This window comes from Ruegeria sp. HKCCD7559 (genome assembly GCF_013110575.1).
Classification (GTDB): domain Bacteria; phylum Pseudomonadota; class Alphaproteobacteria; order Rhodobacterales; family Rhodobacteraceae; genus Ruegeria.
In genome coordinates, this window is sequence record NZ_WVQU01000001.1 from 1 (window position 1) to 22,482 (window position 22,482).

Annotated in this window: 21 protein-coding genes; 13 read left to right on the forward strand and 8 right to left on the reverse strand. The window is 56.7% G+C overall.

Going from position 1 to position 22,482, the window contains the following annotated elements:
- Positions 1–91: 91 nt before the first annotated feature.
- The 3 genes from GS605_RS00005 to GS605_RS00015 are packed head-to-tail and all read right to left on the reverse strand — an operon-like array spanning position 92 to position 2,741.
- Positions 92–1,420 (reverse strand): sensor histidine kinase, encoded by a 1,329-nt coding sequence (locus GS605_RS00005; protein ID WP_171634614.1) that lies wholly within the window; start codon positions 1,418–1,420, stop codon positions 92–94.
- On the reverse strand, positions 1,420–2,079 hold the full coding sequence (locus tag GS605_RS00010; protein WP_171634612.1) for a response regulator transcription factor: 660 nt from the start codon (positions 2,077–2,079) through the stop codon (positions 1,420–1,422). Before GS605_RS00010 ends, GS605_RS00005 begins: the two co-directional genes overlap by 1 nt.
- A 38-nt stretch (positions 2,080–2,117) precedes the next feature.
- Positions 2,118–2,741: a hypothetical protein gene (locus tag GS605_RS00015; protein WP_171722705.1), complete on the reverse strand. Its 624-nt coding sequence runs from the start codon at positions 2,739–2,741 to the stop codon at positions 2,118–2,120.
- A gap of 210 nt (positions 2,742–2,951) precedes the next feature.
- Between GS605_RS00015 and GS605_RS00020 the strand changes: the two genes are divergently transcribed.
- Positions 2,952–4,061 (forward strand): hypothetical protein, encoded by a 1,110-nt coding sequence (locus tag GS605_RS00020; RefSeq protein WP_171722703.1) that lies wholly within the window; start codon positions 2,952–2,954, stop codon positions 4,059–4,061.
- A gap of 239 nt (positions 4,062–4,300) precedes the next feature.
- On the opposite strand, the gene GS605_RS00025 is transcribed toward GS605_RS00020, so the two are convergent.
- Entirely contained in the window at positions 4,301–4,486 is a 186-nt protein-coding gene (locus GS605_RS00025) for a hypothetical protein (RefSeq protein ID WP_171634610.1), read from the reverse strand.
- Between the two features lie 598 nt (positions 4,487–5,084).
- On the opposite strand from GS605_RS00025, the gene GS605_RS00030 reads away from it, so the two are divergent.
- From GS605_RS00030 to GS605_RS00065, 8 genes are all read left to right on the forward strand, one after another.
- Positions 5,085–5,462, forward strand: a complete 378-nt coding sequence (locus GS605_RS00030) for a nuclear transport factor 2 family protein (protein ID WP_171722706.1) — start codon at positions 5,085–5,087, stop codon at positions 5,460–5,462.
- Between the two features lie 186 nt (positions 5,463–5,648).
- Positions 5,649–7,442 carry an alpha/beta hydrolase gene (locus GS605_RS00035; protein ID WP_171722707.1) on the forward strand — a complete coding sequence of 598 codons (1,794 nt, stop codon included), beginning with the start codon at positions 5,649–5,651 and terminating at the stop codon, positions 7,440–7,442.
- 273 nt (positions 7,443–7,715) lie between these two features.
- Positions 7,716–8,702, forward strand: coding sequence for a zinc-binding alcohol dehydrogenase family protein (locus GS605_RS00040; protein ID WP_171722708.1), 987 nt, complete (start codon positions 7,716–7,718; stop codon positions 8,700–8,702).
- Positions 8,703–9,271: 569 nt separating this feature from the next.
- Positions 9,272–10,618: a substrate-binding protein gene (locus GS605_RS00045; protein ID WP_171634601.1), complete on the forward strand. Its 1,347-nt coding sequence runs from the start codon at positions 9,272–9,274 to the stop codon at positions 10,616–10,618.
- Between the two features lie 105 nt (positions 10,619–10,723).
- A complete protein-coding gene (locus GS605_RS00050) occupies positions 10,724–11,755 on the forward strand; it encodes a branched-chain amino acid ABC transporter permease (protein WP_171118891.1) in 1,032 nt (343 codons plus the stop codon).
- A 3-nt stretch (positions 11,756–11,758) separates the two neighbouring features.
- Positions 11,759–12,964, forward strand: a complete 1,206-nt coding sequence (locus tag GS605_RS00055) for a branched-chain amino acid ABC transporter permease (RefSeq protein WP_171118889.1) — start codon at positions 11,759–11,761, stop codon at positions 12,962–12,964.
- A gap of 10 nt (positions 12,965–12,974) precedes the next feature.
- Entirely contained in the window at positions 12,975–13,730 is a 756-nt protein-coding gene (locus tag GS605_RS00060; RefSeq protein ID WP_171722709.1) for an ABC transporter ATP-binding protein, read from the forward strand.
- Positions 13,731–13,739: 9 nt separating this feature from the next.
- Positions 13,740–14,495 carry an ABC transporter ATP-binding protein gene (locus GS605_RS00065; RefSeq protein ID WP_171634599.1) on the forward strand — a complete coding sequence of 252 codons (756 nt, stop codon included), beginning with the start codon at positions 13,740–13,742 and terminating at the stop codon, positions 14,493–14,495.
- Between the two features lie 491 nt (positions 14,496–14,986).
- Here GS605_RS00065 and GS605_RS00070 read toward each other — a convergent pair whose 3' ends face one another.
- The 4 genes from GS605_RS00070 to GS605_RS00085 are packed head-to-tail and all read right to left on the reverse strand — an operon-like array spanning position 14,987 to position 18,146.
- Positions 14,987–15,784, reverse strand: a complete 798-nt coding sequence (locus GS605_RS00070; protein ID WP_171634597.1) for an ABC transporter permease — start codon at positions 15,782–15,784, stop codon at positions 14,987–14,989.
- The gene (locus GS605_RS00075) at positions 15,781–16,533 is read right to left on the reverse strand and encodes an ABC transporter permease (RefSeq protein WP_152459071.1); all 753 of its coding nucleotides are present in this window, start codon (positions 16,531–16,533) and stop codon (positions 15,781–15,783) included. The genes GS605_RS00070 and GS605_RS00075 overlap by 4 nt, the downstream gene beginning before the upstream one ends.
- Before the next feature lie 9 nt (positions 16,534–16,542).
- Entirely contained in the window at positions 16,543–17,307 is a 765-nt protein-coding gene (locus GS605_RS00080; RefSeq protein WP_171722710.1) for a transporter substrate-binding domain-containing protein, read from the reverse strand.
- 41 nt (positions 17,308–17,348) lie between these two features.
- Positions 17,349–18,146 carry an ABC transporter ATP-binding protein gene (locus GS605_RS00085; RefSeq protein WP_171634592.1) on the reverse strand — a complete coding sequence of 266 codons (798 nt, stop codon included), beginning with the start codon at positions 18,144–18,146 and terminating at the stop codon, positions 17,349–17,351.
- Positions 18,147–18,223: 77 nt separating this feature from the next.
- On the opposite strand from GS605_RS00085, the gene GS605_RS00090 reads away from it, so the two are divergent.
- The 4 genes from GS605_RS00090 to GS605_RS00105 are packed head-to-tail and all read left to right on the forward strand — an operon-like array spanning position 18,224 to position 22,448.
- A complete protein-coding gene (locus GS605_RS00090; protein ID WP_216598219.1) occupies positions 18,224–18,880 on the forward strand; it encodes a TetR/AcrR family transcriptional regulator in 657 nt (218 codons plus the stop codon).
- On the forward strand, positions 18,877–20,061 hold the full coding sequence (locus GS605_RS00095) for a pyridoxal phosphate-dependent aminotransferase (protein ID WP_171722711.1): 1,185 nt from the start codon (positions 18,877–18,879) through the stop codon (positions 20,059–20,061). The genes GS605_RS00090 and GS605_RS00095 overlap by 4 nt, the downstream gene beginning before the upstream one ends.
- A complete protein-coding gene (locus GS605_RS00100) occupies positions 20,058–21,662 on the forward strand; it encodes a 5-guanidino-2-oxopentanoate decarboxylase (RefSeq protein ID WP_171722712.1) in 1,605 nt (534 codons plus the stop codon). Before GS605_RS00095 ends, GS605_RS00100 begins: the two co-directional genes overlap by 4 nt.
- A gap of 3 nt (positions 21,663–21,665) precedes the next feature.
- Positions 21,666–22,448 (forward strand): dimethylarginine dimethylaminohydrolase family protein, encoded by a 783-nt coding sequence (locus GS605_RS00105; protein WP_171722713.1) that lies wholly within the window; start codon positions 21,666–21,668, stop codon positions 22,446–22,448.
- Positions 22,449–22,482: the final 34 nt, after the last annotated feature.

Sequence of the window (22,482 nt, forward strand, 5' to 3'; positions counted from 1 at the left end):
CGTCGGTCAGCCAAAACAGATCAGACATGTTCACCGCCCGTTTTTCGAACCGTGAGTCACGCAACCCCGCTGAAATCAATGGGTCCTGACCCTAGCTCGAGATCTCGACCCGACATTCGAGACCACCGAGGGTACTGGAAGCGCCCAAAATCAGATGGGTGTCATAAGCTTTCAGCAAATCGACTGCTATTGTCAGTCCTAGCCCGCTGCCGGTGACCGATGTGTCCAAACGACCGCCGGACCGAAGTGCATCGCGGCGGGCGTCTTCCGGAATCCCGGGGCCGTCGTCTTCGATGCTGATTTCGATGCAACCGGGGTTGCGCTTGGCCGTCAAGCGTACACTTTTCCGGCACCACTTGACTGCGTTGTCCAGCAAGTTGCCCAACACCTCTTCAATATCTTGTGCATCCATGCGTACCCAGAGACCGGGGTCACGCACGATCTGCAGAGATTTGCCTTCGCGATCCGCTATTGTTGCAAACAGCCGTTCCAGCCTGTCGATAGCGTTTGTCAAATCCGTTCTCGAATGGGTTAAGTCCGCGGTATGCAAGGCTCTCAATCTGGCGAGAGATCGGCTCAATTGAGCATCGATCCGGTCCAACGCCTCCCGCGCGGTGCCCGTTGCAACTCCTGCACCGGAAAGCGTTTCCAGTTCGTTCCGCAAAATTGTGGCAGGAGTTTTCAAAGCGTGGGCCAAGTCGGCTGCCTGACGGCGAGATCCTGACACGATCTCACGATTCCGACGCAGAAGTTTGTTCAGGTCTTCAACCAGTGGAGCGACCTCTTCCGGATAATCAGCTGGTCTGAGATCTTCATCCTGATCCCAGCGATGCGCGACATCGGAACGCAATCTTCTTAAAGGCCCAAGTATGATAGTCATCAATAGAAGAGATCCGGCCACCCCTATCAGACCGACAAGGGCAAATACGGGCAATAGGCTTTGTTGTGCGGCACGGCGTTCGGCGGCAAGTTGAACCCGACTTTCGGCGACACTTACGCCCCAGACAGAGCCGTCTTCGTACGTGATTTTTTGAAAGGCACTGCGCAGGACCTCACCTTCGGGGCCATTCGTAGTCCACAGTGTTGGCGTATCTGGGTTGCCGGAAGGCTCGGCGATAACTTCGTCAAACAGTGACGCAGACGTAAAGATTTCTCCTTCGTCGTTGCTAACTTGCCAGTATCTACCAGAGTATGGAGAACTGTAAGCCGGATCGAACATCAGATCCCGGAGTGAATCGGGGCTTTGGGTGGTGACGCTCAATCCCACTACAAGCTGTGTGTGGCGGTCCAACAAAGCAGTGTCGAAGCGATCTGATACGCGGTTGTTGATGTAAGAAAAGACGGCAAGTGTACCTAATCCAACAGACACGGCTCCGGATGCAAAGCCTCCTAACAATGCCCGTTGACGCAGTGACAACATCAGGCAGAGTCAATCATATATCCGCGGCCCCGTACCGTTGTAATCAAGTCGGAGCCAAGTTTTTTGCGCAGACGGGTTATGAAGACTGCAATGGTATTGGAATCCCTGTCGCCGTCGTATTCATAGATATGTTCAGAAAGCTCGGTTCTTGAAATCATGCGCCCGGCATTGAGGGCCAGATAGGTAAACACAGCGATTTCCTGAGCCGTTAGATCGATCGGAACGCCATCAACCGTCACGCGCCCGTTGCGCGTATCCAGAACGACGTTACCCATCTCGATCACCGGGTTCAACTGGCCACTTTGCCGCCGCAAAATGGCGCGGACCCGGGCCGCCAGTTCTGGCATGTGGAACGGTTTGGTCATGTAGTCGTCCGCACCGGCATCAAGCCCATCGACACGCTCACTCCAGCCATCGCGGGCGGTGAGTATCAGAACCGGAGTTTGCACGCCCGAACCACGCCACTCGCGCAGCACCGAGATACCGTCCCGTTCCGGCAGGCCGATATCCAGAATGATCACGTCGTACGGTTCGGTCGCGCCCAGATGTAACGCGTCGAGACCGTTGTTTACCACATCCACTACGCGACCTTCGGCATTCAACAGCTTTTTGATCTGATCGCAGAGGTGCGGTTCATCTTCTGCAAGCAAAACTCTCATGCACCAGCACTATATGCGCGTGTCTCGAAGTTTAAACATCATCTTTTTCCGCCGCTGTTTCCCCCGCCATTGCCGCCGGAGTTTCCACCACCGTTGCCGCCGCTGTTTCCCCCGCCATTGCCGCCGGAGTTTCCACCACCGTTGCCGCCGCTGTTTCCCCCGCCATTACCGCCGGAGTTTCCGCCACCGTTGCCGCCGCTGTTTCCCCCGCCGTTACCGCCGGAGTTTCCGCCACCGTTACCACCGCTGTTACCGTTGCCGCCACGGTTTCCATTGATGCCATTGTTCGCCGACTTCCCTTGCGATGCAGCAGCAGGATTGCCTGGCGCTGTCTTGGCAGCTTCAGTTACCTGCCGCCCAACACTTGACCGATTGGGTACAACAACACCAGTTTTTGCATTGACGATAACGCTGATTATCTTTCCATTCGGCTTTTTGACCAGAATTCGATAATAGACTTCATCTGTCTGAAAGGCACGCGCATTAACTGGGGTGCCGCCAAAAACTCGCTCTACACCCTTGATAACCTTTTTAAGCCGAATGGCTTGTCCCGAACTTGTCGCCTTGCGTAACTCCGCCTGCTTCAGTTCGCGGGCAGCCGCATCGCTTTCTCCGGGCTGGAGAACCGCGAAAAGGCAGGCAAGGATCAAAAGCTTTTTCATCTTCGGTACTTTTTACGGCACTGACGCCCGATCAACCTAACGAAGGTTACATGAACCGTTGATGAACGACCAGTTTCCCGTGGGTTCAACATCAATGGGGTTAGATGACAAAAACTAGGACAAGAACCCGGCAAGGACATACGGCCTGTCGGAATCAAGTTTGTAATAGCGCTGACGACAGAAACTCAAAATTGAACAACGAGAAACGCCATGAAAAACACAATGACCGGATTGTTGAAAACCTCAGCTGTTGCCATCGCCCTGATGAGTTCCGCCGCGCTCGTTGGGGCGGTCGCCTTTCCTGATTCTGCCTACGCGAAAGGCGGCAACGGAAAAGGCGGCGGCAACGGCGGAGGAAACAGCGGCGGCAACGGTGGCGGCAACGGAGGCGGTAACGGTGGCGGTCACGGCGGAGGGAACTCTGGCGGTAATGGCGGTGGGAACGGAAATGGCCATGGTAGCGGAAATGACGGAGCCGGAAACAGTAGTGGCAAAGGTTTAGGAAAGGGCGCATCCAAAAATGCAGGAAAGTCTGCAACTGGCAAGACAAGTAACAAAGCAACTGGAATCTCAGGATCGCGATCCCAATCTTCAAAAGGGAAAAAATTCTCTTTGAAAGAGATATTTGGTGGCAGGAAGTCCAAGGCCAATAAACCCAAATCCAAAGCAACGAAAACCGCGCGAACAATCACGTCATCGCCTACGGTCACCAGTTCAGTGCGCCCGGAAAAGCGTCCGACAGGACACAAAATGGCTTCGTTACTTGGGGCTCATCCGTCAGAGTTGGGCGCGTTGAACGCAGCAAATGCGAGTGAGACGGCCCTACTGAACGCCGCACCCAACTCACGAGTCGGCCGAATTGCTACTTATCGTGAAACGGTATTGGCTGGCGATGATCTGCGGGCGGCGCTGGAGGAGCAGCAGGATCTTCTGGACGGGATGACGCCGCCAGATCGTTCTGTTTCTGAAATCGAACAGGATCTTGAAGCGGCACAAACTGATGTTCAGGAAAAGCAGGATCGTGTGACCGAACTTGAAGAGGCGCTGGAAGACGCTGGTGGCACCGACCCAGACATCGAGGCAGCGCTTGAGGAAGCAAACAACGATCTACAGGACGCCATCGACACGGCTGAAAGTTTGGAAACCGAGAAACAGGATGCTGTCGAATATGAAGAAGCGGTTGCTGAGGTCGAGGACTTGACTGAGGCTGTTGAAGATCAAGGGCTGACTGAACGCGAAGCACTGGAAAACGCGGCAAACAAGCCCGTTACAGACGAGGTTGAGGCGGCAGTAAAATCACTGCTTGGGTTAGATGGCTAACAGTATTGGCTTGTTATTCTGCAAGCCGATGGTGGCCGGGTCGACCATGTCTTTACCACGAGCATGGCCGGCCCGGCGTCGTGTCGACACCACCTGACTAGATGGATGGAGATACGCTTTTAGCGTCGTGAACGCATTGAGGTTTCTCAATAATAGACCCGCTCCGATACGGAGCGGGCTTTGCAGTATCCTGATTTGGTCGCCGTAACCTGGAAGCGTGATGGCTTGTAATCGTCGTTTCAGGCGTCCTTGTTTGTCTCATCCAGTCGCTTGTTGTTAATGATGTCAGTTAGTGCATTCTCGATAGGAGGGAAGCGATTGGTGCTCGAATTTTCGGCGTTGGAACGCGCGCCGTGAACGGCGACATTTGAGGACTGCATAGTTGCAGGAACACAAGGCTCAACCCCAATGGCAGACTTGATCATTCTTTTCCCCTTCGACAAAGACGGGCTTTTTTTAGATAGCCCTGCGGGGAGTAGTATGAGCTAAACACTTTGAACACTCAGAGAATACATTGTTCACGTTCGGTTAATGTTGTCGCCCCGGTGTGAACAAAAGGTTGGGGGTAATCTTGCTGCTTGGAATAACCCGCCAATCAGGCGAACCCATCCAGCAGTGGCATTATTTGAGCAGGGCGGTTCAAAGAATGCTGTTGTTTTTAATCGGTATTGCGCTTCTTAGCTGGTACCGTTGTTCTGGATTCATGGAAACCGCCTTGCCAGCGGTGACATGTTTATTCGAGATGCTGCGGTATTTTATGTGGTACTCTTAGATTCAGATTATTAAAAATCTTATAAAAACATAAAATTATGATATTTATTCGAAGACTCCTCGGTCCGCCACTGGTTTCCTCTCGCCCAACGATTGGCGGCGACTTGCTGCGCCCAAATTCACAAGGCGCTGTTCTGCCTGTTCCTAAGCAAGTCCGGTGGCCAATCTTTGCAGGGCCGTCTCATTTTGATCTTTGTCAAGGTTGAACGCGGGCCGCCGAGATACAGTCACCAATGTATCAGGAGGTCTTGCATGGAAAGACTGGTCGAAATTGGGCGGACATTTGTTCAGGCGATGCGTGATCGCAATGGCTTGGCAAGTGTTGACGAGATGTACGCGGAAAACGCTCAGTCCATAGAGGCGGTTGTGCCTCCGGTGCGGCAATTTCGGATTACAAAGGGTCGCGACGCCATCAAGGCAAAGCGGGAAGATTGGCTGAAAACGCATGAAATCCAAACGCTTACGGCAGATGGCCCTTTTGTTCATCCGCCCAATCGCTTTGGGGTGCGTTTCAATGCCGAGGTCGTGCAGAAAGACACCGGACAACGAATGAACCTTAGCGAAATTGCCATTTATTCAGTTGAGGATGGCAAGATTGTATTGGAAGAGTTCTTTATGTTGCCAATATAGCGAACGGTACCTGGCAACACGGCTTCCCAAGCGCTCGCTGCCATTTCAGGAAGCCTCGCCAGGTCCGGCGCTGCAATCAAGTACGTCCAATCAAAATGGGCGGTTGACTGGTCGGTCCGGGGCCTGGTGGGCAGATGGAATTAGGTTTGCAGCATTTTAGCACTCTGCCCGGATCGGAGAACCCAGATGACCGAACTCTCACCTGACAGGCTGTCTGCCGAGGTCGGGGTTTGTGCGGCAGATACCGACGAGAATGCCCCGCCACACCCCTATGAGAAACTTGACCGCGCAACGCGCGCGGCCCTTGCCCGTGCCACCGCCGGTGTTTCCCCGCATTCGATAATGGCCACCTGGATCGATTGGGCCCTGCACCTGGGTCGTTCCCCCGGCCGCCAGCTTGAACTGACAGAACGCGCGGCACGCGATGCGGCCAAACTCTGGGTCTATGCCAGCGAGATGGCGACCGGCGCGAAGGCCACTCCGCCTTTTCAGCCATGTAAGCAGGATCACCGTTTTAATGCGCCCGGCTGGCAAAAGGCGCCGTTTTCCCTTTGGCAGCAGGCTTTTCTGAGCGCACAGGATTGGTGGCAGGCCGCAACGGACGAAATGCCCGGCATCGCCCCCCGCGACGCCGAACGCGGGCAATTTCAGGTTCGTCAGGCACTTGATCTTGTCTCTCCTTCGAACTTCCCGTGGTCAAACCCGGAAATCATCAATCGCACCTTTCAGACCGGCGGTCGCAATTTGATAGAGGGCGCCGCTCACTTTCTTGAGGATGTTGCCCATACCATAACGCAACAGCACGAACCTGCCCCTGAGGGTTATGAAATCGGTAAAGACATTGCCGCGACCCCCGGCAGGGTTGTTTATCGCAACGCGCTGTTCGAGCTGATTCAATACACACCAAGCACCAAGCGCGTGCAGGCGGAACCGATCCTTTTCGTGCCTGCATGGATCATGAAATATTATGTGCTCGATCTGTCCCCGGAAAACTCCATGGTGCGGCATCTGGTCGAGCAGGGCTTTACCGTGTTCATGATTTCCTGGGTCAACCCCACCGCTGATCAGGCTGATCTCAGCCTCGAGGATTATCGCCTGAACGGTGTCATGGCCGCGATCGAGGCCATCGAGAAAATCGTTCCGGGCCAAAAGATCCACGCCAATGGGTATTGCCTTGGCGGCACACTTCTGGCGGTTGCTGCCGCGGTGATGCAACGCGATGGCGATGACAGGCTTGCAAGCGTTACGCTGATGGCGGCGCAGGTTGATTTTGCCGAAGCCGGTGAGCTTTTGCTGTTTATCGATGACAGCCAGGTCGCTTTTGTAGAAGACCTGATGTGGTTGCAGGGCTATCTTGACCGCCCTCAGATGACGCGAACTTTTACGACAATCCGCGCCGAGGATCTGATCTATGCCCGGGCTGTCCGTCGCTATTTTCTGGGTGAAGACGACCTGCCTACGGAGCTGACCGTCTGGAACAATGACACGACCCGGATGCCGGCGCGAATGCATTCCGAATATTTGCGCGGTCTGTTCCTGGAAAACCGGCTGAGCGCTGGGCGCTTTTCTGTCGAAGGTCGGGTCGTTGCGCTCAAGGATATACGCGTACCCATGTTTGTGGTCGGAACGGAGTCCGACCATATTGCCCCGTGGCGATCAGTGTACAAAATTCGGCTGTTTACCGACGGAGACCTCACCTTCGTGCTGACCAACGGTGGTCACAATGGCGGCATCCTGAGCGAGCCGGGGCACAAGCACCGCCACTATCGGTTGGGCCACAGGCCGGCGGACGCGCTGTATACCTCGCCGGATGAGTGGTTCGAGTCGGCCGAAGTAAAGCAAGGTTCCTGGTGGCCTGCGATGGTGGATTGGATCAAAGACCGTTCATCGGGCGAAACCGCGCCGCCGCCGATGGGCGGAAAGCGAAGGGGGGCTGAAAACCTGCCCAAAGCGCCGGGCAGCTACATTCTTCAGGCCTGAAACCGGCGGCGAAGGTCAGACCCGTCAGTGCCCGGTCGATCTCCTTTGGACATCCTGCGCAAGCCCTTCAGGTGAAGTTGAGATTTTGGTCGCTCGGTTGGATCTGGGACTTTGCGATGGATCAAGCCTTGCTGCGGCGCAGGTGTGTTATCGTGCAGGTCGTCGAAACCCTGTGCCACATTTGCGGGTTAGTCGAAGGCCAAGCCCGCAATTTGCAACGAAAAGAGGCAATACACAGATGATTTCGGGCGGATGTATCTGGAGAGTTGGACCATGACACGCGCAATGGTTTTGAACGAGCCCGGCCGCGCGCTGAGACTGGAAGACATCGAACTTCCGACGCCGGGCCCTCATGACATCGAAATCCAGATCGAGGCTTGTGGTGTTTGCCGAACGGATCTTCACATCGTCGATGGTGACCTCGAACATCCTGAACTTCCACTGGTTCCGGGCCACGAAATCGTTGGGCGGATCGTGCGAAAGGGGGATGCCGTTACAGGGCTGGATGCCGGTCAGCGCGTGGGTGTGCCATGGCTTGGATCCACATGTGGGAAATGTCCGTATTGCCATCGCGCACAGGAAAACCTGTGTGACGCGCCGGTGTTCACGGGATACACGCGAAACGGAGGATTTGCCGAAGCCTGCCTTGCGGATGCACGGTATGTTTTTGCCCTGCCAGAGGTTGCCGATCCGGTTGCACTGGCGCCGTTGTTATGTGCCGGGCTTATCGGGTTTCGCTGTCTGCGAATGGCCCAGGATGCCAAGGAAATCGGCTTTTATGGCTTCGGAGCTGCCGCGCATATCCTTGCACAACTGGCCGTCTGGCAGGGCCGGAATGTATATGCGCTGACCCGGCCCGGCGATATCGAGGCACAGGAGTTTGCGCGTGATCTTGGTGCGGTTTGGTCTGGTGGGTCTGACGAGCGACCACCGGTGGAACTGGATGCTGCAATCATATTCGCACCTGTCGGGGCCCTTGTGCCCAAAGCGCTGCAAGCTGTCCGCAAGGGCGGCCGCGTGGTTTGCGGCGGAATTCACATGAGCGACATTCCGTCCTTTCCCTACAGCGATCTTTGGGGGGAACGCCAAATCCTGTCTGTCGCAAACCTGACGCGCCAGGATGGTGAGGCGTTTTTTGCAATGGCCCAAGCCGCTGGCATCCAGACACGGACCCAAAGATATTCACTGAAGGACGCCAACACAGCCCTCGCGGATCTGAGCGCCGGACGATTGCAAGGGGCAGCGGTATTGGTTCCCTGACCAATGGTCTGTCGCGCCCCGCACCGGCTTGACAAGTCACAGCGGACGTCAGCATCCGAAATTAGGGTGGTGCCTTAGGCAAACGGATCCTGATCGTGGAATGGACGAAACACCGGAACACGAAAGACCGCTCAGCGTACTGGGATGTCGCCCACGCGTGCAGGATATGATCATACCGGCGGACTCGTGGACGATCATGCGCCAACAATCAAACTGGACCGTCAGATGAGCGAAGAGCTTGTTTCCATTCAGTGTGTTGAAAATGCTGGCTTTGTATTGCAAATCGGCTTTTGGTGCCGCAGAGAACGAATATTGGTGTCATCCCTGACAACCGTGTCATTGATATTTACATTTAAATATATGAAAAATATGTATTTAAATTAAATCAAACAAAAAAGTTTTTCAAACGATCTTGGTTTTCGTCAAGACGTTTACAAAATTTTGTTTCAAATCCAGTAATTTGTTGTGAAATTTTCCACCGCCTTTCCATTATTGAAATGCACATAAGTGCGCTTTCGTCTGCTGGAAGAGGAGCCAGACGACGAGAGAAAGGGAAATGGGAGGAATTAATGACCAATAAATCTGTCACACGCCGCGGCGTGTTGAAGTCTGGTGCCGTTGCAGGCACCGGTCTGGCCCTGCCTACGATCTTCACGGCTTCGTCGGCGGCCGCTTACACCAACGAACCAACCGGAGGGTCCGTGACCCTGGGCTTCAATGTTCCCCAGACCGGGCCGTATGCGGAAGAGGGCAATGACGAGCTGCTGGCGCAACAGCTGGCGGTGGAACACCTGAACGGAGAGGGTGACGGCGGTTGCCTGAACACCTTCACGTCGAAGGCGCTGAAGGGCAATGGCATCCTCGGCAAGAAGGTCGAGTTCGTCACAGGTGACACCCAGACCAAGTCAGACGCCGCACGTGCGTCCGCAAAGTCGATGATCGAAAAAGACGGTGCGATCATGATCAACGGCGGGTCGTCCTCGGGCGTGGCCGTTGCGGTTCAGGGCCTGTGTCAAGAAGCGGGTGTGATCTTTATGGCGGGTCTGACCCACGCCAACGACACGACCGGCAAGGACAAGAAGGCCAATGGTTTCCGCCATTTCTTCAACGCCTACATGTCGGGCGCTGCGCTTGCGCCGGTGCTGGCGGCCGAGATGGGCAACGACCGCCGCGCCTATCACCTGACGGCGGACTACAACTGGGGCTGGACCCAGGAAGAGTCGATCGTCGCCTCGACCGAAGCCCTGGGATGGGAAACGGTCAACACCGTCAAAACGCCGCTCGCGTCAACAGACTTCTCGTCCTACATCACTCCGGTTCTGAACTCGGGCGCGGATGTTCTGGTTCTGAACCACTATGGCGGCAATATGGTGAATTCGCTGACCAACGCGATTCAGTTCGGCCTGCTCGACAAAGTTGCCAACGGCAAGGACTTCAAGATCGTCGTGCCGCTGTATTCGGAGCTGATGGCCGCCGGTGCGGGCGAGAACATCAAGGGCGTGCTGGGTTCAATGAACTGGAACTGGCAGTTGCAGGATGAAGGCACAAAAGCCTTCGTGAAATCCTTCGGCGAGAAATACGGCAAGCCGCCGTCCAACTCGGCCCAGACCTGCTATGCTCAGGTTCTGCTGTACGCGGATGCGTGCGAGCGCGCCGGCACCTTCAACCCATGCGGCGTCGTCGAGGCCCTGGAAGGCTTCGAGTTCGACGGGCTGGGTAACGGTCCGACCCTGTACCGCGCCGATGACCACCAGTGCTTCAAAGACGTGCTGGTCGTGCGTGGCAACATGAACCCGACCAACGCCTATGACACGCTGGAGATCGTCGAGATCACCCCACGCGCGCAGGTCGAATACGATCCGGAGCATCCGATGTTTGCCGGTGGCGCACTGGGTGAGTGTAACCCGGGCGCATAAGACCGCGTATCAAAGTCTGGCTGCCAAAATGGTGGCCAGACATCTACAGCAGGGTTGATCCTGTTGTGCCACTCAATTCACACTGACCAACCCTGAGGTGGGCCAATGGACGCCATCCTATTGCAAATTCTGAACGGTCTGGACAAAGGGTCGGCTTATGCGCTGATTGCGCTAGGGCTGACGCTTATTTTTGGGACGCTCGGCGTTGTGAACTTTGCCCATGGGGCCCTGTTCATGATCGGTGCGTTCTGTGCCGTCACTTTGCAAAAGCTCATGAACCTGAGCTTTGTAACCATCGACGAGAGCCAAACCGACTTTCTTGGCAACCCGCTGAAAGTGGAAACCCCTTATGTCGAGGCATGGTTCGGCCCGGAGTTTGGTGCGACGATCATCGACTGGTCCGTTCCATTGGCAATCCTGTTTGCGATCCCGATCATGCTGGCGGTTGGCTATGTGATGGAACGCGGGCTTATCAAGCATTTCTACAAGCGCCCCCACGCGGACCAGATCCTTGTCACGTTCGGCCTGGCGATCGTGTTGCAGGAAATCGTAAAGTACTTCTTCGGTGCCAACCCCATTCAGACGCCGCCGCCCGACGCGCTGAGTGGCTCTATCGACCTCGGCACGATGATCGGGTTTGATCCCAACGCGATCATCTACCCGATCTGGCGCCTGGTCTATTTTGGCTTTGCGGTTGCCATTATCGGTGCCGTCTTCTCATTCCTGCAATTCACCACCTTCGGCATGGTTGTGCGCGCCGGCATGGCGGATCGCGAAACTGTGGGTTTGCTGGGGATCAATATCGACCGGCGTTTTACGATCATGTTCGGTATCGCTGCCGCGGTGGCCGGTTTGGCGGGCGTCATGTACGGGCCGCTCAACCCACCAAACTATCACATGGGGATGGATTTTCTGGTCCTCAGCTTCGTTGTGGTTGTCGTTGGTGGCATGGGTTCTCTTCCCGGCGCGGTGCTGGCTGGCTTTCTGCTGGGCATTCTCGAAAGCTTCGCCTCTACGACCTGGGCCACAACGACGATCCCGGGCATCAACCAAATCATCATCTACCTTGTTGCCATTATTGTGCTGCTCACACGCCCGCGCGGTTTGATGGGACGCAAAGGCGTGATGGAGGAATAATCGATGTTGGGACTGAACAAAAAAGATACCAGCCTGCTGATCATCGTCGGCATCCTGACGATGCTGGCACCCTTCATCCTGAATCCGTTCCCGGAAGGCAGCGCCATGGCGCAGTTCAACGCGGGCTATCCGGATCTGATGCAGCGTTTTGTGATTTTCGGCATCTTTGCCATCGGCTTCAACATCCTGTTCGGCCTTACCGGATACCTGTCATTCGGACACGCGGCCTTTCTGGGCGTTGGATCCTATTCCGCCGTATGGATGTTTAAGCTGCTGAGTTACAACATCATCCCGGCCATCGCACTCAGCGTTGTGGTCGCCGGGGTATTCTCATTGCTGATCGGATTTGTCAGCCTGCGCCGGTCGGGCATCTATTTTTCGATCCTCACGCTGGCCTTCGCCCAGATGAGCTTTGCGTTGGCTTACTCGGTGTTGTCCAACCCCAAGTTCAACTTGACGAACGGGGAAACGGGATTGCAGGTTTACGCGGATGATCCACAGATTCTGCAAGGGGCGAACTCGCCGGACCTGCCGCATCTGTTCGGGTTGCCGATGCGCGCAACCTACACGCTGGACGTGGGCGCATGGAGTTTTGATTTCAACGCGGGATACTATCTGTGTGCGGTGATCATGATGGTGGTATTCTATCTGTCCATCCGAATTTTTCGTTCACCTTTCGGGATGATGCTGCGGGCCGTCAAATCAAACCAGCAGCGGATGAACTACACTGGCCTGAACTCGAAACCGTACACGCTGGCAGCTTTTGTCATCTCGGGCATGTATGCCGGCCTGGCTGGTGGGCTGATGGCCGCAATGGACCCGCTGGCAGGTGCCGAACGCATGCAGTGGACCGCATCGGGCGAGGTCGTTCTGATGACGATCCTGGGCGGCACCGGCACACTGATCGGGCCGGTGCTGGGTGCAGGCTTCATCAAGTACTTCGAAAATATTTTCTCGAAGATCAACGACAACGTGTTGCACAGCTGGTTTGCATTCCTGCCTGACGGGCTGGAGGACGCTGTGGTTTTCTTGATCCATCCGTTCATCGGCAAGGGATGGCATCTGACGCTGGGCATTCTTTTCATGCTTGTCGTTATCTACTTGCCGGGTGGTCTTGTCGAAGGTGGTCAGCGTTTGCTGAACCGGCTCAAGCGCAAGAAATCAAAATCCGACGACGCGACGTCGGGCAAAACGGAACCGGCGGAATAAGGGGCGAGCCATGGCAATTCTAAGAGTCAAAGACGTCAGCAAGCGCTTCGGCGGCCTCAAGGCGCTCACGGATGTGAGTCTCAGCGTCGAGGAGAATTCGGTTCACGCAATCATCGGGCCCAATGGTGCGGGCAAGTCGACCTTGCTGAATTGTCTGGTCGGCAAGCTCATGCCAGATACCGGGTCCGTATTGTTCGACAACGCATCGGTCTTGGGGCTTGAACCCTTCCAGATCAACCAGATGGGCATAAGCCGCGTGTTTCAAACACCAGAGATTTTTGGTGAATTGACGGTGATGGAGAACATGTTGATTCCGATCTTCGCCATGCGGGATGGCGCGTTCCGGATGCATGCATACGAGACCATCGCCAACGAAAAAGCTGTTGTTGAACAGGCCGAAGCCATGCTGGAAGAGATGAACATGGCCGACAAGCGTGAGATGCATGCGGCCTCGCTGTCGCGCGGCGACAAGCGCCGGCTCGAGATTGGCATGTGCCTCAGCCAGAATCCGAGGCTGTTGCTGCTGGACGAACCGACGGCGGGGATGGCGAGGGCGGATACCAACAACACGATCGACCTGCTGAAACAGATCAAGGAAGAACGCGACATCACCATCGCGATCATCGAGCATGACATGCATGTTGTCTTCAGCCTTGCCGAACGCATCACTGTTCTGGCCCAGGGGACACCCCTGGTTGAAGATACTCCTGAAAACATCCGCGGAAACCCAAAGGTTCGCGAAGCCTATCTGGGCGAGGCTGCGTAAGGAAACGCTATGAACGAGAAACCTGACTTTTCGAAAAACGCCAATCTGGCCAGCACCGCCCCTGCGTTTCTTTCCGTTTGGGATATGCACTCCTATTACGGAGAAAGCTATATCGTGCAGGGTGTCAGCTTCAATGTGCATGAAGGCGAGATTCTTGCTCTTCTTGGGCGAAACGGTGCGGGCAAAACCTCGACACTGCGCTCGATTGCAAGGGTCGCAGAACCCGAAGTAAGACATGGCGAAATCTGGTTGGACCACAAACCGCTGCACAACATGACAAGCTATGAAGCAGCAGCGGCTGGCCTTGGCCTTGTACCGGAAGACAGGCGCATTATTCCCGGCTTGACAGTCGAAGAAAATCTGCAACTTGCACAGATTGCTCCTCCGATCGGATGGTCCCTTGAACGGCTTTACGAGCTGTTTCCGCGTCTCGGTGAGCGCAGGAAGCAGGAAGGGATTACATTGTCGGGTGGCGAACAGCAGATGCTGTCAATCGCCAGAGCGCTTGCCAGGGACATCAAGGTACTGCTTTTGGATGAGCCGTATGAAGGTTTGGCGCCTGTTATCGTCGACGAAATCGAAAAAACCCTCATACATGTCAAGCAGCAGGGTATGACCACGATCATCGTTGAACAGAACGCCGTGCGCGCTTTGGAGTTGGCGGACCGCGCGATCATTCTTGACACCGGTACCATCGTGTTCGACGGAACGGCAAAAGAAGTGCTTGAGGACACCAGTCTTCGTGAGGAGTATCTGGCGATCTGAGCGTTGTTCTGATTGGCAAACAGACCCGATGGGTATCACCAGTTCGTGGCTCACCATGACCCGCGTTCAGGGCAGATACTGCCCATTCGCGCGATCAAAGGTGTTTCACCCCAAAAAATGATGATCGTCGGCTCAAACCCGAATGCGGGTTTGCGGCATTAGGTTCTGTCGGGCCTGCGCTGAATGCGCGCCTCATGCAACGCGCCCCAAAGGACGAGGGGCAAGTTTGCAATGCTTCGCGACATCCGCCACTGCGCCGACCAGAAGATTGCGCCGCGGTGTTCCAGGTCGTTGTGCAATGGATAAGAAAGTCAGGCTCTGCCCCTGGGCTGCCAGTGCCTTCGCCGCAGGGGCCTGCAAGCCGAACCTTCCCCAAATCATTTCGGGCAACCGTTTGATCGTGTGCCCATGGTTTCGATCGATCTGCAAACGCGCCGACGAAATCTGTGCCCGGAGTTGGGCAGTGGGTCTCGCTTTACTTCCGGCTTGTACTATCCGGCTGGCCCATTTCGGCTTCCGGTTCCCAGCACCTTCACTTCCAGCCAGTGGAACATCAGGGCAATAATACCGGCAACGAGAATGTAGAATACGGCCAGCAGGATGAGCGGCTCGTAGATGATGAACGTGTCGGACCGCACCCGCGATGACACGGCATAGATATCAACCACCGTAATCGTGGCGACCAAGGGCGTCGCCTTCAACTGGAGGATGGTTTCACCGCCCAGGGTTGGCAGAACGTTGCGGATTGCCTGCGGTAGCCAGATGCGGCGGAACATTGTCAGCCTGGGCATGCCAAACGCCCTTGCCGCCTCCAGCTGACCTTTGGCGACGCCTTTGAAGGCTCCGCGCATTACCTCACCTTCGTAGCCGGCATAAGAAAGCGTTAGTGCCAGCACCGCATAAGGCCAGGCCTGACGCAGATACGGCCAAAGCTCGGACGATCGTATCCAGGGGAATTGAGGGAACAATGAGCCGAGGCCATAATACAGCAACCAAAGCTGCAAAAGCAGGGGTGTGCCCCGAATGATGGTGCAAAACGCCTTGGCGGGGGCCGCAAGGTACCAGGGTCCAACGGCCTGGGCCAACCCGAGTGGTACGGCCAGCAGAAATCCGAGAACGACGGTGACAACAAGCAGCCAGAGCGTGGTCCAGATTCCCTGCAAGGCAAGCGGGGCGTATTTTGGCAACCAGTCCCATCGCAAAGACATGGCACACCAGATTACGATCCCGGCAAAGATCAGCATCATCACGATGCGATGGGGTTGCATCAAAGACCTGAGATCGATCATCTGCCACCTCCTTTCAGAGAAGGTTGACCGCGACGCGCCCATTTTTCGATCCGCGCGAAGATGGCGCCCGAAAACAGGGTGACCATGAGATAGAGAAAACCCGCCGCCAGAAAGAAGGTGAAATAGGCGCGTGTGCTGCTGGCGGCCTGCCGGGTTTCCAGTGTCAGTTCGTTGAATCCCACGACCGCGAGCAGGGCGGTGTCCTTGGTGGCGATCAGCCACAAGTTGGCCAGGCCGGGTACGGCAAAGCTCATCATAGCGGGGATCGTCACGCGGCGCATGGTCATGAAGGCGGGCATCCCGTAGGATTTGGCGGCCTCGATCTGTCCGGGTGGAACCGCCTGTATGGCTCCGCGCAGGATCTCGGTTGCATATGCGCCCTGTACAACGCCCAGAACCCAAATGCCCGCAGCGACGCCATTGACCTCGACCCGACCTCCACCCATTGCAGCAGAGATTTTGTTGATGATGTCAGATCCCACGTAATACAGGATCAGGATCAGGACCAGTTCCGGCACGGCCCGGATCACGGTCGTGTAGATGGCAAGAAGATCGCGCGTGACCTTCCCGCCATAAAGCTTGCCATAGGCTCCGAACAATCCGATCACGAGGCCGAGCGCATATGCACCAAAAGCGATCTGCAATGAGTGGGACAATCCGCGCAGCAGATTGCCCCCCCAACCCGGTGGCGACAGCGACAGAAGCTCTGCGCTCTGCGCCAATCCAAGCGATTCCAACAGTCCGGTCACGGCAGCCGCTTAGTAGATGCTGGCCGAGAAATAGTTCGAAGTGATCTTCTCGTGCGTTCCATCGGCAAGAATTGCCGCGATGCCCTTGTTCAGCGCTGCAAGCAGGTCATCGTCGCCCTTGCGAACACCCGCACCAACACCCCGGCCCAGGATGGCCGGATCATCTGCGACGGCGCCTTTGATTTCACAGCATACCCCGGCATCCGAGTTCACGAAGTCCGCCATGGCGATACTGTCGGCCTGAGTGGCGTCAATACGACCTGCGAACAGGTCCTGGTTGGCCTCATCCTGAGTTTGATAAACCTTCAGTTCGGAATCCTTGAAATATTCCTGCGCATAAGCCTGGTGGATGGTCGACGCCTGAACGCCGACAACCTTACCGGCCAGCGACTCGGGGGTCGCTTCGATATCCATCGATTTGTCCGCGACGATGACGGCAGGTGTGTTGTAGTAAGGATCGCTGAAATCAATGGTTTTCAGCCGCTCTTCGGTGATCGACATAGACGCCATGATGGCGTCGATCTGCTGTCCGGTCAGCGACGGGATGATACCATCCCAGGCGACCGGCGTGATGACACAGTCAAGTTCCGCAGCAGCGCAGACCGCATTGATAACATCGATCTCCCAGCCGACCCAATTGCCTGAACTGTCCAGCGACGCGAATGGCGGGTAAGGTTCGGCTGCGATGCCGATCTTGACCTCTTCTGCACTGGCGATACCAGCCGAAAGGACAGCGGCGGCAAGGCCGGACGCGAGCAGTTTCTTGACGTTCATTTTGATACTCCCTTTTGGTTTATTTGTTTTGTTATTCCGATTCAGGCGACCGAGCTGAGGAACTGCTTCAGGCGCTCTGATTTTGGGTTTCCGAAGACCTCGGCAGGTGGGCCCTGCTCTTCGATGCGGCCCTCGAAGAGATAGACAACGTGGTCTGCGACTTCGCGTGCGAATTTCATTTCATGGGTGACAAGCAGCATTGTGCGCCCTTCGGCGGCAAGATCGCGGATCACGGTCAGAACTTCGCCAACAAGCTCGGGATCAAGCGCCGACGTCGGTTCATCGAAAAGCATCACCGAAGGATCGACCGCAAGCGCCCGGGCAATGGCGGCGCGCTGTTGCTGACCACCCGAAAGATAGGCCGGATAGGTGTCAGCCTTGTCGCCAAGGCCCACCCGCGTCAGCAATTCATGCGCCCGTGCGATCGCCTGGGCCTTTGGCACCCTGAGCACATGCACTGGCACTTCGATCACGTTTTCCAGAAGCGTGCGGTGTGTCCACAGATTGAACTGCTGGAAAACCATGGCCAGACGCGTGCGGATACGTTCGATCTGGCGGCGGTTGGAGGGGCTGCCATCGGTGTGCATTTCAACGGGTTCCCCGCCGATGGTTATCTTTCCGGAACTCGGCGTTTCCAGAAAGTTGATGCAGCGCAGCATGGTGGATTTTCCAGAGCCTGACCCCCCGATAATGGCAACAACATCCCCCTTGTTTGCGGTCAGGGATACGCCTTTCAAAACCTCCAGCGTGCCAAAGGATTTGTGCAGATCCTCAACCTTGATCGCTTCGTCGGGCGTGGTTGTTTCGGGTGCGGGTGAAACTGCTTTGGCTGTGTCCATATCCAAGAATCTTCTGATTTCAGCTTGCAGTAAGCCCCGAATCTCGCAATTATGCAAGTGTATAATAACTCCGTGCCATGGATGACACTGACGTGCAGGACGAAAGCCGCAAATTCAAACGTGAGTCTGCCGAGGTTCGCCGCGAGGCGCTGATTCTGGCGACTTTGGACCTGATCGCCGAGATGGGCGTTCGGGGTGCCACGGTGCGCGAGATCGCAGCCCGTGCGAATGTGACCCAAGGTTTGATCCGGCACTATTTCTCATCCAAGGACGAACTGGTTCAGGCGGCATATGAGCACCACATGAATACGCTGACGGACCAGACAGCGGCGTCATCAGGAACCGGAAGCGCGGTTTCTCAGTTGACCAACTTCGTCGACGCGTCACTGCGACAGCCGATCGTCGATCCAAGCGCCGTGGCGTTGTGGGCGGGTTTCCTGAACAAGGTGCAGCATGACCCGAAAATGCAGCGCATTCACCAGCGAACCTATGACTATTTCCGGGATCACCTCGAGAAGCTGATCGTCGCGGCATTGCAGGAAGCCGGGCGTTCGGTTGACGCGTCAGAGGCAATGCAACTGGCCATCGCCTGCAACGCGGTGATCGACGGCCTGTGGCTGGAAGGGGGCGCGCTTCCGGATGCGTTTTCCGAAGGCCAGCTGGCGCGGATCGGTTTGGATTCCGTCAGCGCCATCGTCGGGATTCCATTGACCAAAGGGGTGGAGCAGTCATGAAGACCACATCGGTGACAGAACGGTTGGCGGGCTTGGGTGGCGCCAAATGGGGCGTACATCTGAAAGCCCGCGACCTTATCAAGGCCGGAGCGGACATCGTCGAAATGACGATAGGAGAACCGGACGTTCCGGTGCCGGACGTGCTGGTCGAAGCCACCGTTGCATCATTGCGGGCGCAGCGGACAGGGTACTCCAACGGGCGCGGTGAAGCAGGGCTGCTTGACGCTCTGGCTGCGCGCTATTCTGCCTCTCGCGGGCGGGCTTTCGAGCCCGGGAATTTTCTGTGCTTTCCCGGCACGCAAACCGCCCTTTTCGCAGCCATGGCCGGGGTCGCCGAGGCGGGCGACGAAGTTCTGGTCGGCGACCCGATGTACGCGACCTATGAAGGTGTCATTCGTGCATCCGGGGCCGAGATGGTACCCGTACCGCTGCGGCCCGAGAAAGGGTTTCGCATGCAGGCCGCAGATATCGCGGCCCGCATCACTCCGCGCAGCCGCGCCATTCTTCTGACAACACCGCATAACCCGACTGGCGCGATCCTGACCGCCGCGGACATTGCCGAGATCGGGCAGCTGGCGATTGCGCGTGATTTGTGGATCATCTCGGACGAGGTCTATGAAGAACTGATCTTTGACGGTGCACGATTTGTTTCACCATTGGCAGATCCGGAACTGGCGGAACGTGTCATTGGCGTATCATCCATCTCGAAGTCTCATGCCGCTCCGGGGTTCCGCAGTGGCTGGTGTGTCGGGCCCGCCGCGTTCTGCGAAGCGCTGCTGCCCTATTCCGAAACCATGCTTTTTGGCAATCAGCCGTTTATCGCGGACATGACCGAAAAAGCGATCCGTGACGGGTCCGAGGTTGCCCCCGGGATGGCCGCCCGCTTTTCTGGCCGCGCCACCCTGTTGGCCGATCGTCTTGAAGCTGAAACGGATCTGATTGTTCACCGGCCCGAAGCGGGAATGTTCGCACTCATCAATGTCTCTGCCACCGGGCTGGATGGCGAAGCCTATGCCTGGGATCTGCTCCAGGCCGGGGTGGCCGTCATGCCGGGATCCGCCTTTGGTGACAGCCTGAAGGACTGGGTGCGGGTCGCTTTGACGATCAATGACACGGATTTTGGTACTGCGGTTTCCCGTATCATCGATCACGCCAACAGCAAATCACGCGAGGTCGCATGAGCGGTATGACAATTGGCGAAGCTCTGGTTGCCGGGCTGCGCCAGCGGGATGTGACCTGCGTCTTCGGAATTCCGGGCGTTCACACGGTGGAACTGTACCGAGGGCTTGCCGCTTCAGGCATACGACATGTGACGCCCAGACACGAACAGGGGGCGGGTTTCATGGCCGATGGCTATGCCCGTGTGTCGGGTAAACCGGGTGTTGCCTTTGTGATCACCGGCCCCGGATTGACCAATACGCTGACGCCGATGGCGCAGGCGCGGGCCGATTCAATACCGATGCTGGTGGTGTCCGGCGTCAACAAAACCGGATCGCTTGGCAAGGGCTTGGGGCATCTGCACGAATTGCCGGACCAAATCGGGCTGGCGAAAACGGTTGCGTTGGTGTCCGAACAGGTCACCGGCCCCAGCGCTCTGGCCCCGGTTTTGGACCGCGTTTTTCACGGCCTCAGCAATGGTCGCTGCGGGCCGGCGCATATCGAGGTTCCGTTGGATGTCGCAGCGGCGTACTATCAGGAAACAGCAGTCGAGACGCCTGACCCTGATCCTCCGGTCAGCCCGGCATTGATTAGACAGGCCGCAGGGCAACTGACTGAGGCAAAGAAAGTCGTCATTCTGGCGGGCGGCGGCGCGAAACGTGCCGAGGCGGGATTGCAAGCACTGGCCGAAGCTCTGGGTGCCCCTGTTGTGCAAACCGTCAACGCGCGCGGCTTGATGCACGGACATGCCCTGACCGTTCCGGCCAGCCCCAGCCTGAACGCGGTGCGCGCATTGCTGGAAAGCGCCGATTGCGTTCTGGCCTTGGGAACCGAGCTGGGGCCAACTGATTATGACATGTATGCCACCGGCCAGTTTGCGAAACTGCCAAACCTGATACGGGTTGATCGGTGCAGCGATCAGCTTTCGCGGCATGATGCAGCGATTGCCATTCAAGGTGACGTAGGCTTGGTTGTGCCAGCGCTGTGTAAGGCCCTGCCGCAGAGGGCACGGCAAAGCGACGGTGCGGACCGTGCCAGAAAAACGCGCGATGCGGCCTGGCAGGAGATTGGTCCGGATTATCGCAAACAGGTGGAGATACTGAATGCGATGCGCTCGGCGTCTCCGGATGCTCTGATGGTCGGGGATTCCACCCAGCCAATTTATGCTGGCAATCTTTACTATGACCACGACCGGGCTGGCGGCTGGTTCAATGCGGCAACGGGCTATGGTGCGCTTGGTTATGGCATACCCGCAGCCATCGGTGCGTCGATTGCCGATCCAACGGCGCGGGTAATATGCATCGTCGGTGATGGCGGGGCGCAGTTTTCTATGCCGGAAGCAATGGCCGCAGTAGACGAAAACCTGCCGGTCACGTTCGTGATCTGGAACAATCACGGGTACCGGGAAATCGCCACATCGATGCAGGATGCAGGCGTGACGGTCATTGGATGTGACCCCACACCCCCCGATTTTGCAGCAACGGCCAGATCCTTTGGCATTCCACACATCAGGGTTCCCGAAAAGCCCCAGTCCATCGCGCAAGCGTTACGCGAAACGGCGTCCATGGGCGGGCCCGCGATGATCGAAGTCACCGCCCGAAAATTCGAACCTCAGAGAGATTGAAGCATGTCAGACCCAACTTTTGAGTTTTCCCGCGCCATCACCCGGCGCCCGGCACCGACCATCGCTGACGGATTGCGCGCAGAAGATATCGGAAACCCGGATTTCGATGGGATGACGGCCGCGCATGGGGCATACGTGGCAGCACTGAAAAGCACCGGGGCCGAGGTGATCGAGCTTGATCCCCTGGATGCGTTCCCTGACGCGCAGTTTGTGGAAGATACGGCCCTGTGCCTGCCGCAGGGTGCTGTGCTGATGCGGCCGGGCGCGCCTTCGCGGATGGGGGAAGTGGCCGAGATCGCCCCGGCACTGCGGACCTGCTATGAAACGGTCACACAGATCAATGGTCCCGGCCATATCGAGGGTGGAGACATCCTTGTAACCGGCCGCGAAATTCTTGTGGGCCGGTCAGACCGCACTGACGCGGAAGGTGTTGAGGAACTGGCGAAAATCACCTCGGAATGGGGTCACAAACTGCGGGAAGTGTTCACACCCGAGGGCGTTTTGCACTTCAAAACGGATTGTTCGCTGATGGATGCCGAGACGATCCTTGCGACCCGGCGATTGGACGCTTCGGGCTGTTTTGAAGGCTACCGGGTGCTGCATGTAGCTGACGGCGAGGAGGCGGCGGCAAACGCGATTAGGTTCAACAATCTGGTGCTGATGGCCGCTGGGTTTCCGCGCACCGCAGAGATGCTGGACCGCGAAGGCTATGAGGTCGTTGAAATTGACAATACCGATTGTGCAAAGCTTGATGGTGGCATGTCCTGTCTTTCATTAAGGTTCTGAGGGGCAGCTGCAGGGTTCAGACCCCAGTGAGTTC

Bases quoted from the DNA above. Each gene is read 5' to 3' on its own strand.
- GS605_RS00070 (WP_171634597.1), bottom strand. From the start codon at position 15,784: ATGATCGATCTCAGGTCTTTGATGCAACCCCATCGCATCGTGATGATG.
- GS605_RS00065 (WP_171634599.1), top strand. From the start codon at position 13,740: ATGAACGAGAAACCTGACTTTTCGAAAAACGCCAATCTGGCCAGCACC.
- GS605_RS00085 (WP_171634592.1), bottom strand. From the start codon at position 18,146: ATGGACACAGCCAAAGCAGTTTCACCCGCACCCGAAACAACCACGCCC.
- GS605_RS00025 (WP_171634610.1), bottom strand. From the start codon at position 4,486: ATGATCAAGTCTGCCATTGGGGTTGAGCCTTGTGTTCCTGCAACTATG.
- GS605_RS00060 (WP_171722709.1), top strand. From the start codon at position 12,975: ATGGCAATTCTAAGAGTCAAAGACGTCAGCAAGCGCTTCGGCGGCCTC.
- GS605_RS00010 (WP_171634612.1), bottom strand. From the start codon at position 2,079: ATGAGAGTTTTGCTTGCAGAAGATGAACCGCACCTCTGCGATCAGATC.
- GS605_RS00015 (WP_171722705.1), bottom strand. From the start codon at position 2,741: ATGAAAAAGCTTTTGATCCTTGCCTGCCTTTTCGCGGTTCTCCAGCCC.
- GS605_RS00040 (WP_171722708.1), top strand. From the start codon at position 7,716: ATGACACGCGCAATGGTTTTGAACGAGCCCGGCCGCGCGCTGAGACTG.
- GS605_RS00020 (WP_171722703.1), top strand. From the start codon at position 2,952: ATGAAAAACACAATGACCGGATTGTTGAAAACCTCAGCTGTTGCCATC.
- GS605_RS00105 (WP_171722713.1), top strand. From the start codon at position 21,666: ATGTCAGACCCAACTTTTGAGTTTTCCCGCGCCATCACCCGGCGCCCG.
- GS605_RS00030 (WP_171722706.1), top strand. From the start codon at position 5,085: ATGGAAAGACTGGTCGAAATTGGGCGGACATTTGTTCAGGCGATGCGT.
- GS605_RS00080 (WP_171722710.1), bottom strand. From the start codon at position 17,307: ATGAACGTCAAGAAACTGCTCGCGTCCGGCCTTGCCGCCGCTGTCCTT.
- GS605_RS00045 (WP_171634601.1), top strand. From the start codon at position 9,272: ATGACCAATAAATCTGTCACACGCCGCGGCGTGTTGAAGTCTGGTGCC.
- GS605_RS00100 (WP_171722712.1), top strand. From the start codon at position 20,058: ATGAGCGGTATGACAATTGGCGAAGCTCTGGTTGCCGGGCTGCGCCAG.
- GS605_RS00035 (WP_171722707.1), top strand. From the start codon at position 5,649: ATGACCGAACTCTCACCTGACAGGCTGTCTGCCGAGGTCGGGGTTTGT.
- GS605_RS00095 (WP_171722711.1), top strand. From the start codon at position 18,877: ATGAAGACCACATCGGTGACAGAACGGTTGGCGGGCTTGGGTGGCGCC.
- GS605_RS00050 (WP_171118891.1), top strand. From the start codon at position 10,724: ATGGACGCCATCCTATTGCAAATTCTGAACGGTCTGGACAAAGGGTCG.
- GS605_RS00090 (WP_216598219.1), top strand. From the start codon at position 18,224: ATGGATGACACTGACGTGCAGGACGAAAGCCGCAAATTCAAACGTGAG.
- GS605_RS00005 (WP_171634614.1), bottom strand. From the start codon at position 1,420: ATGTTGTCACTGCGTCAACGGGCATTGTTAGGAGGCTTTGCATCCGGA.
- GS605_RS00055 (WP_171118889.1), top strand. From the start codon at position 11,759: ATGTTGGGACTGAACAAAAAAGATACCAGCCTGCTGATCATCGTCGGC.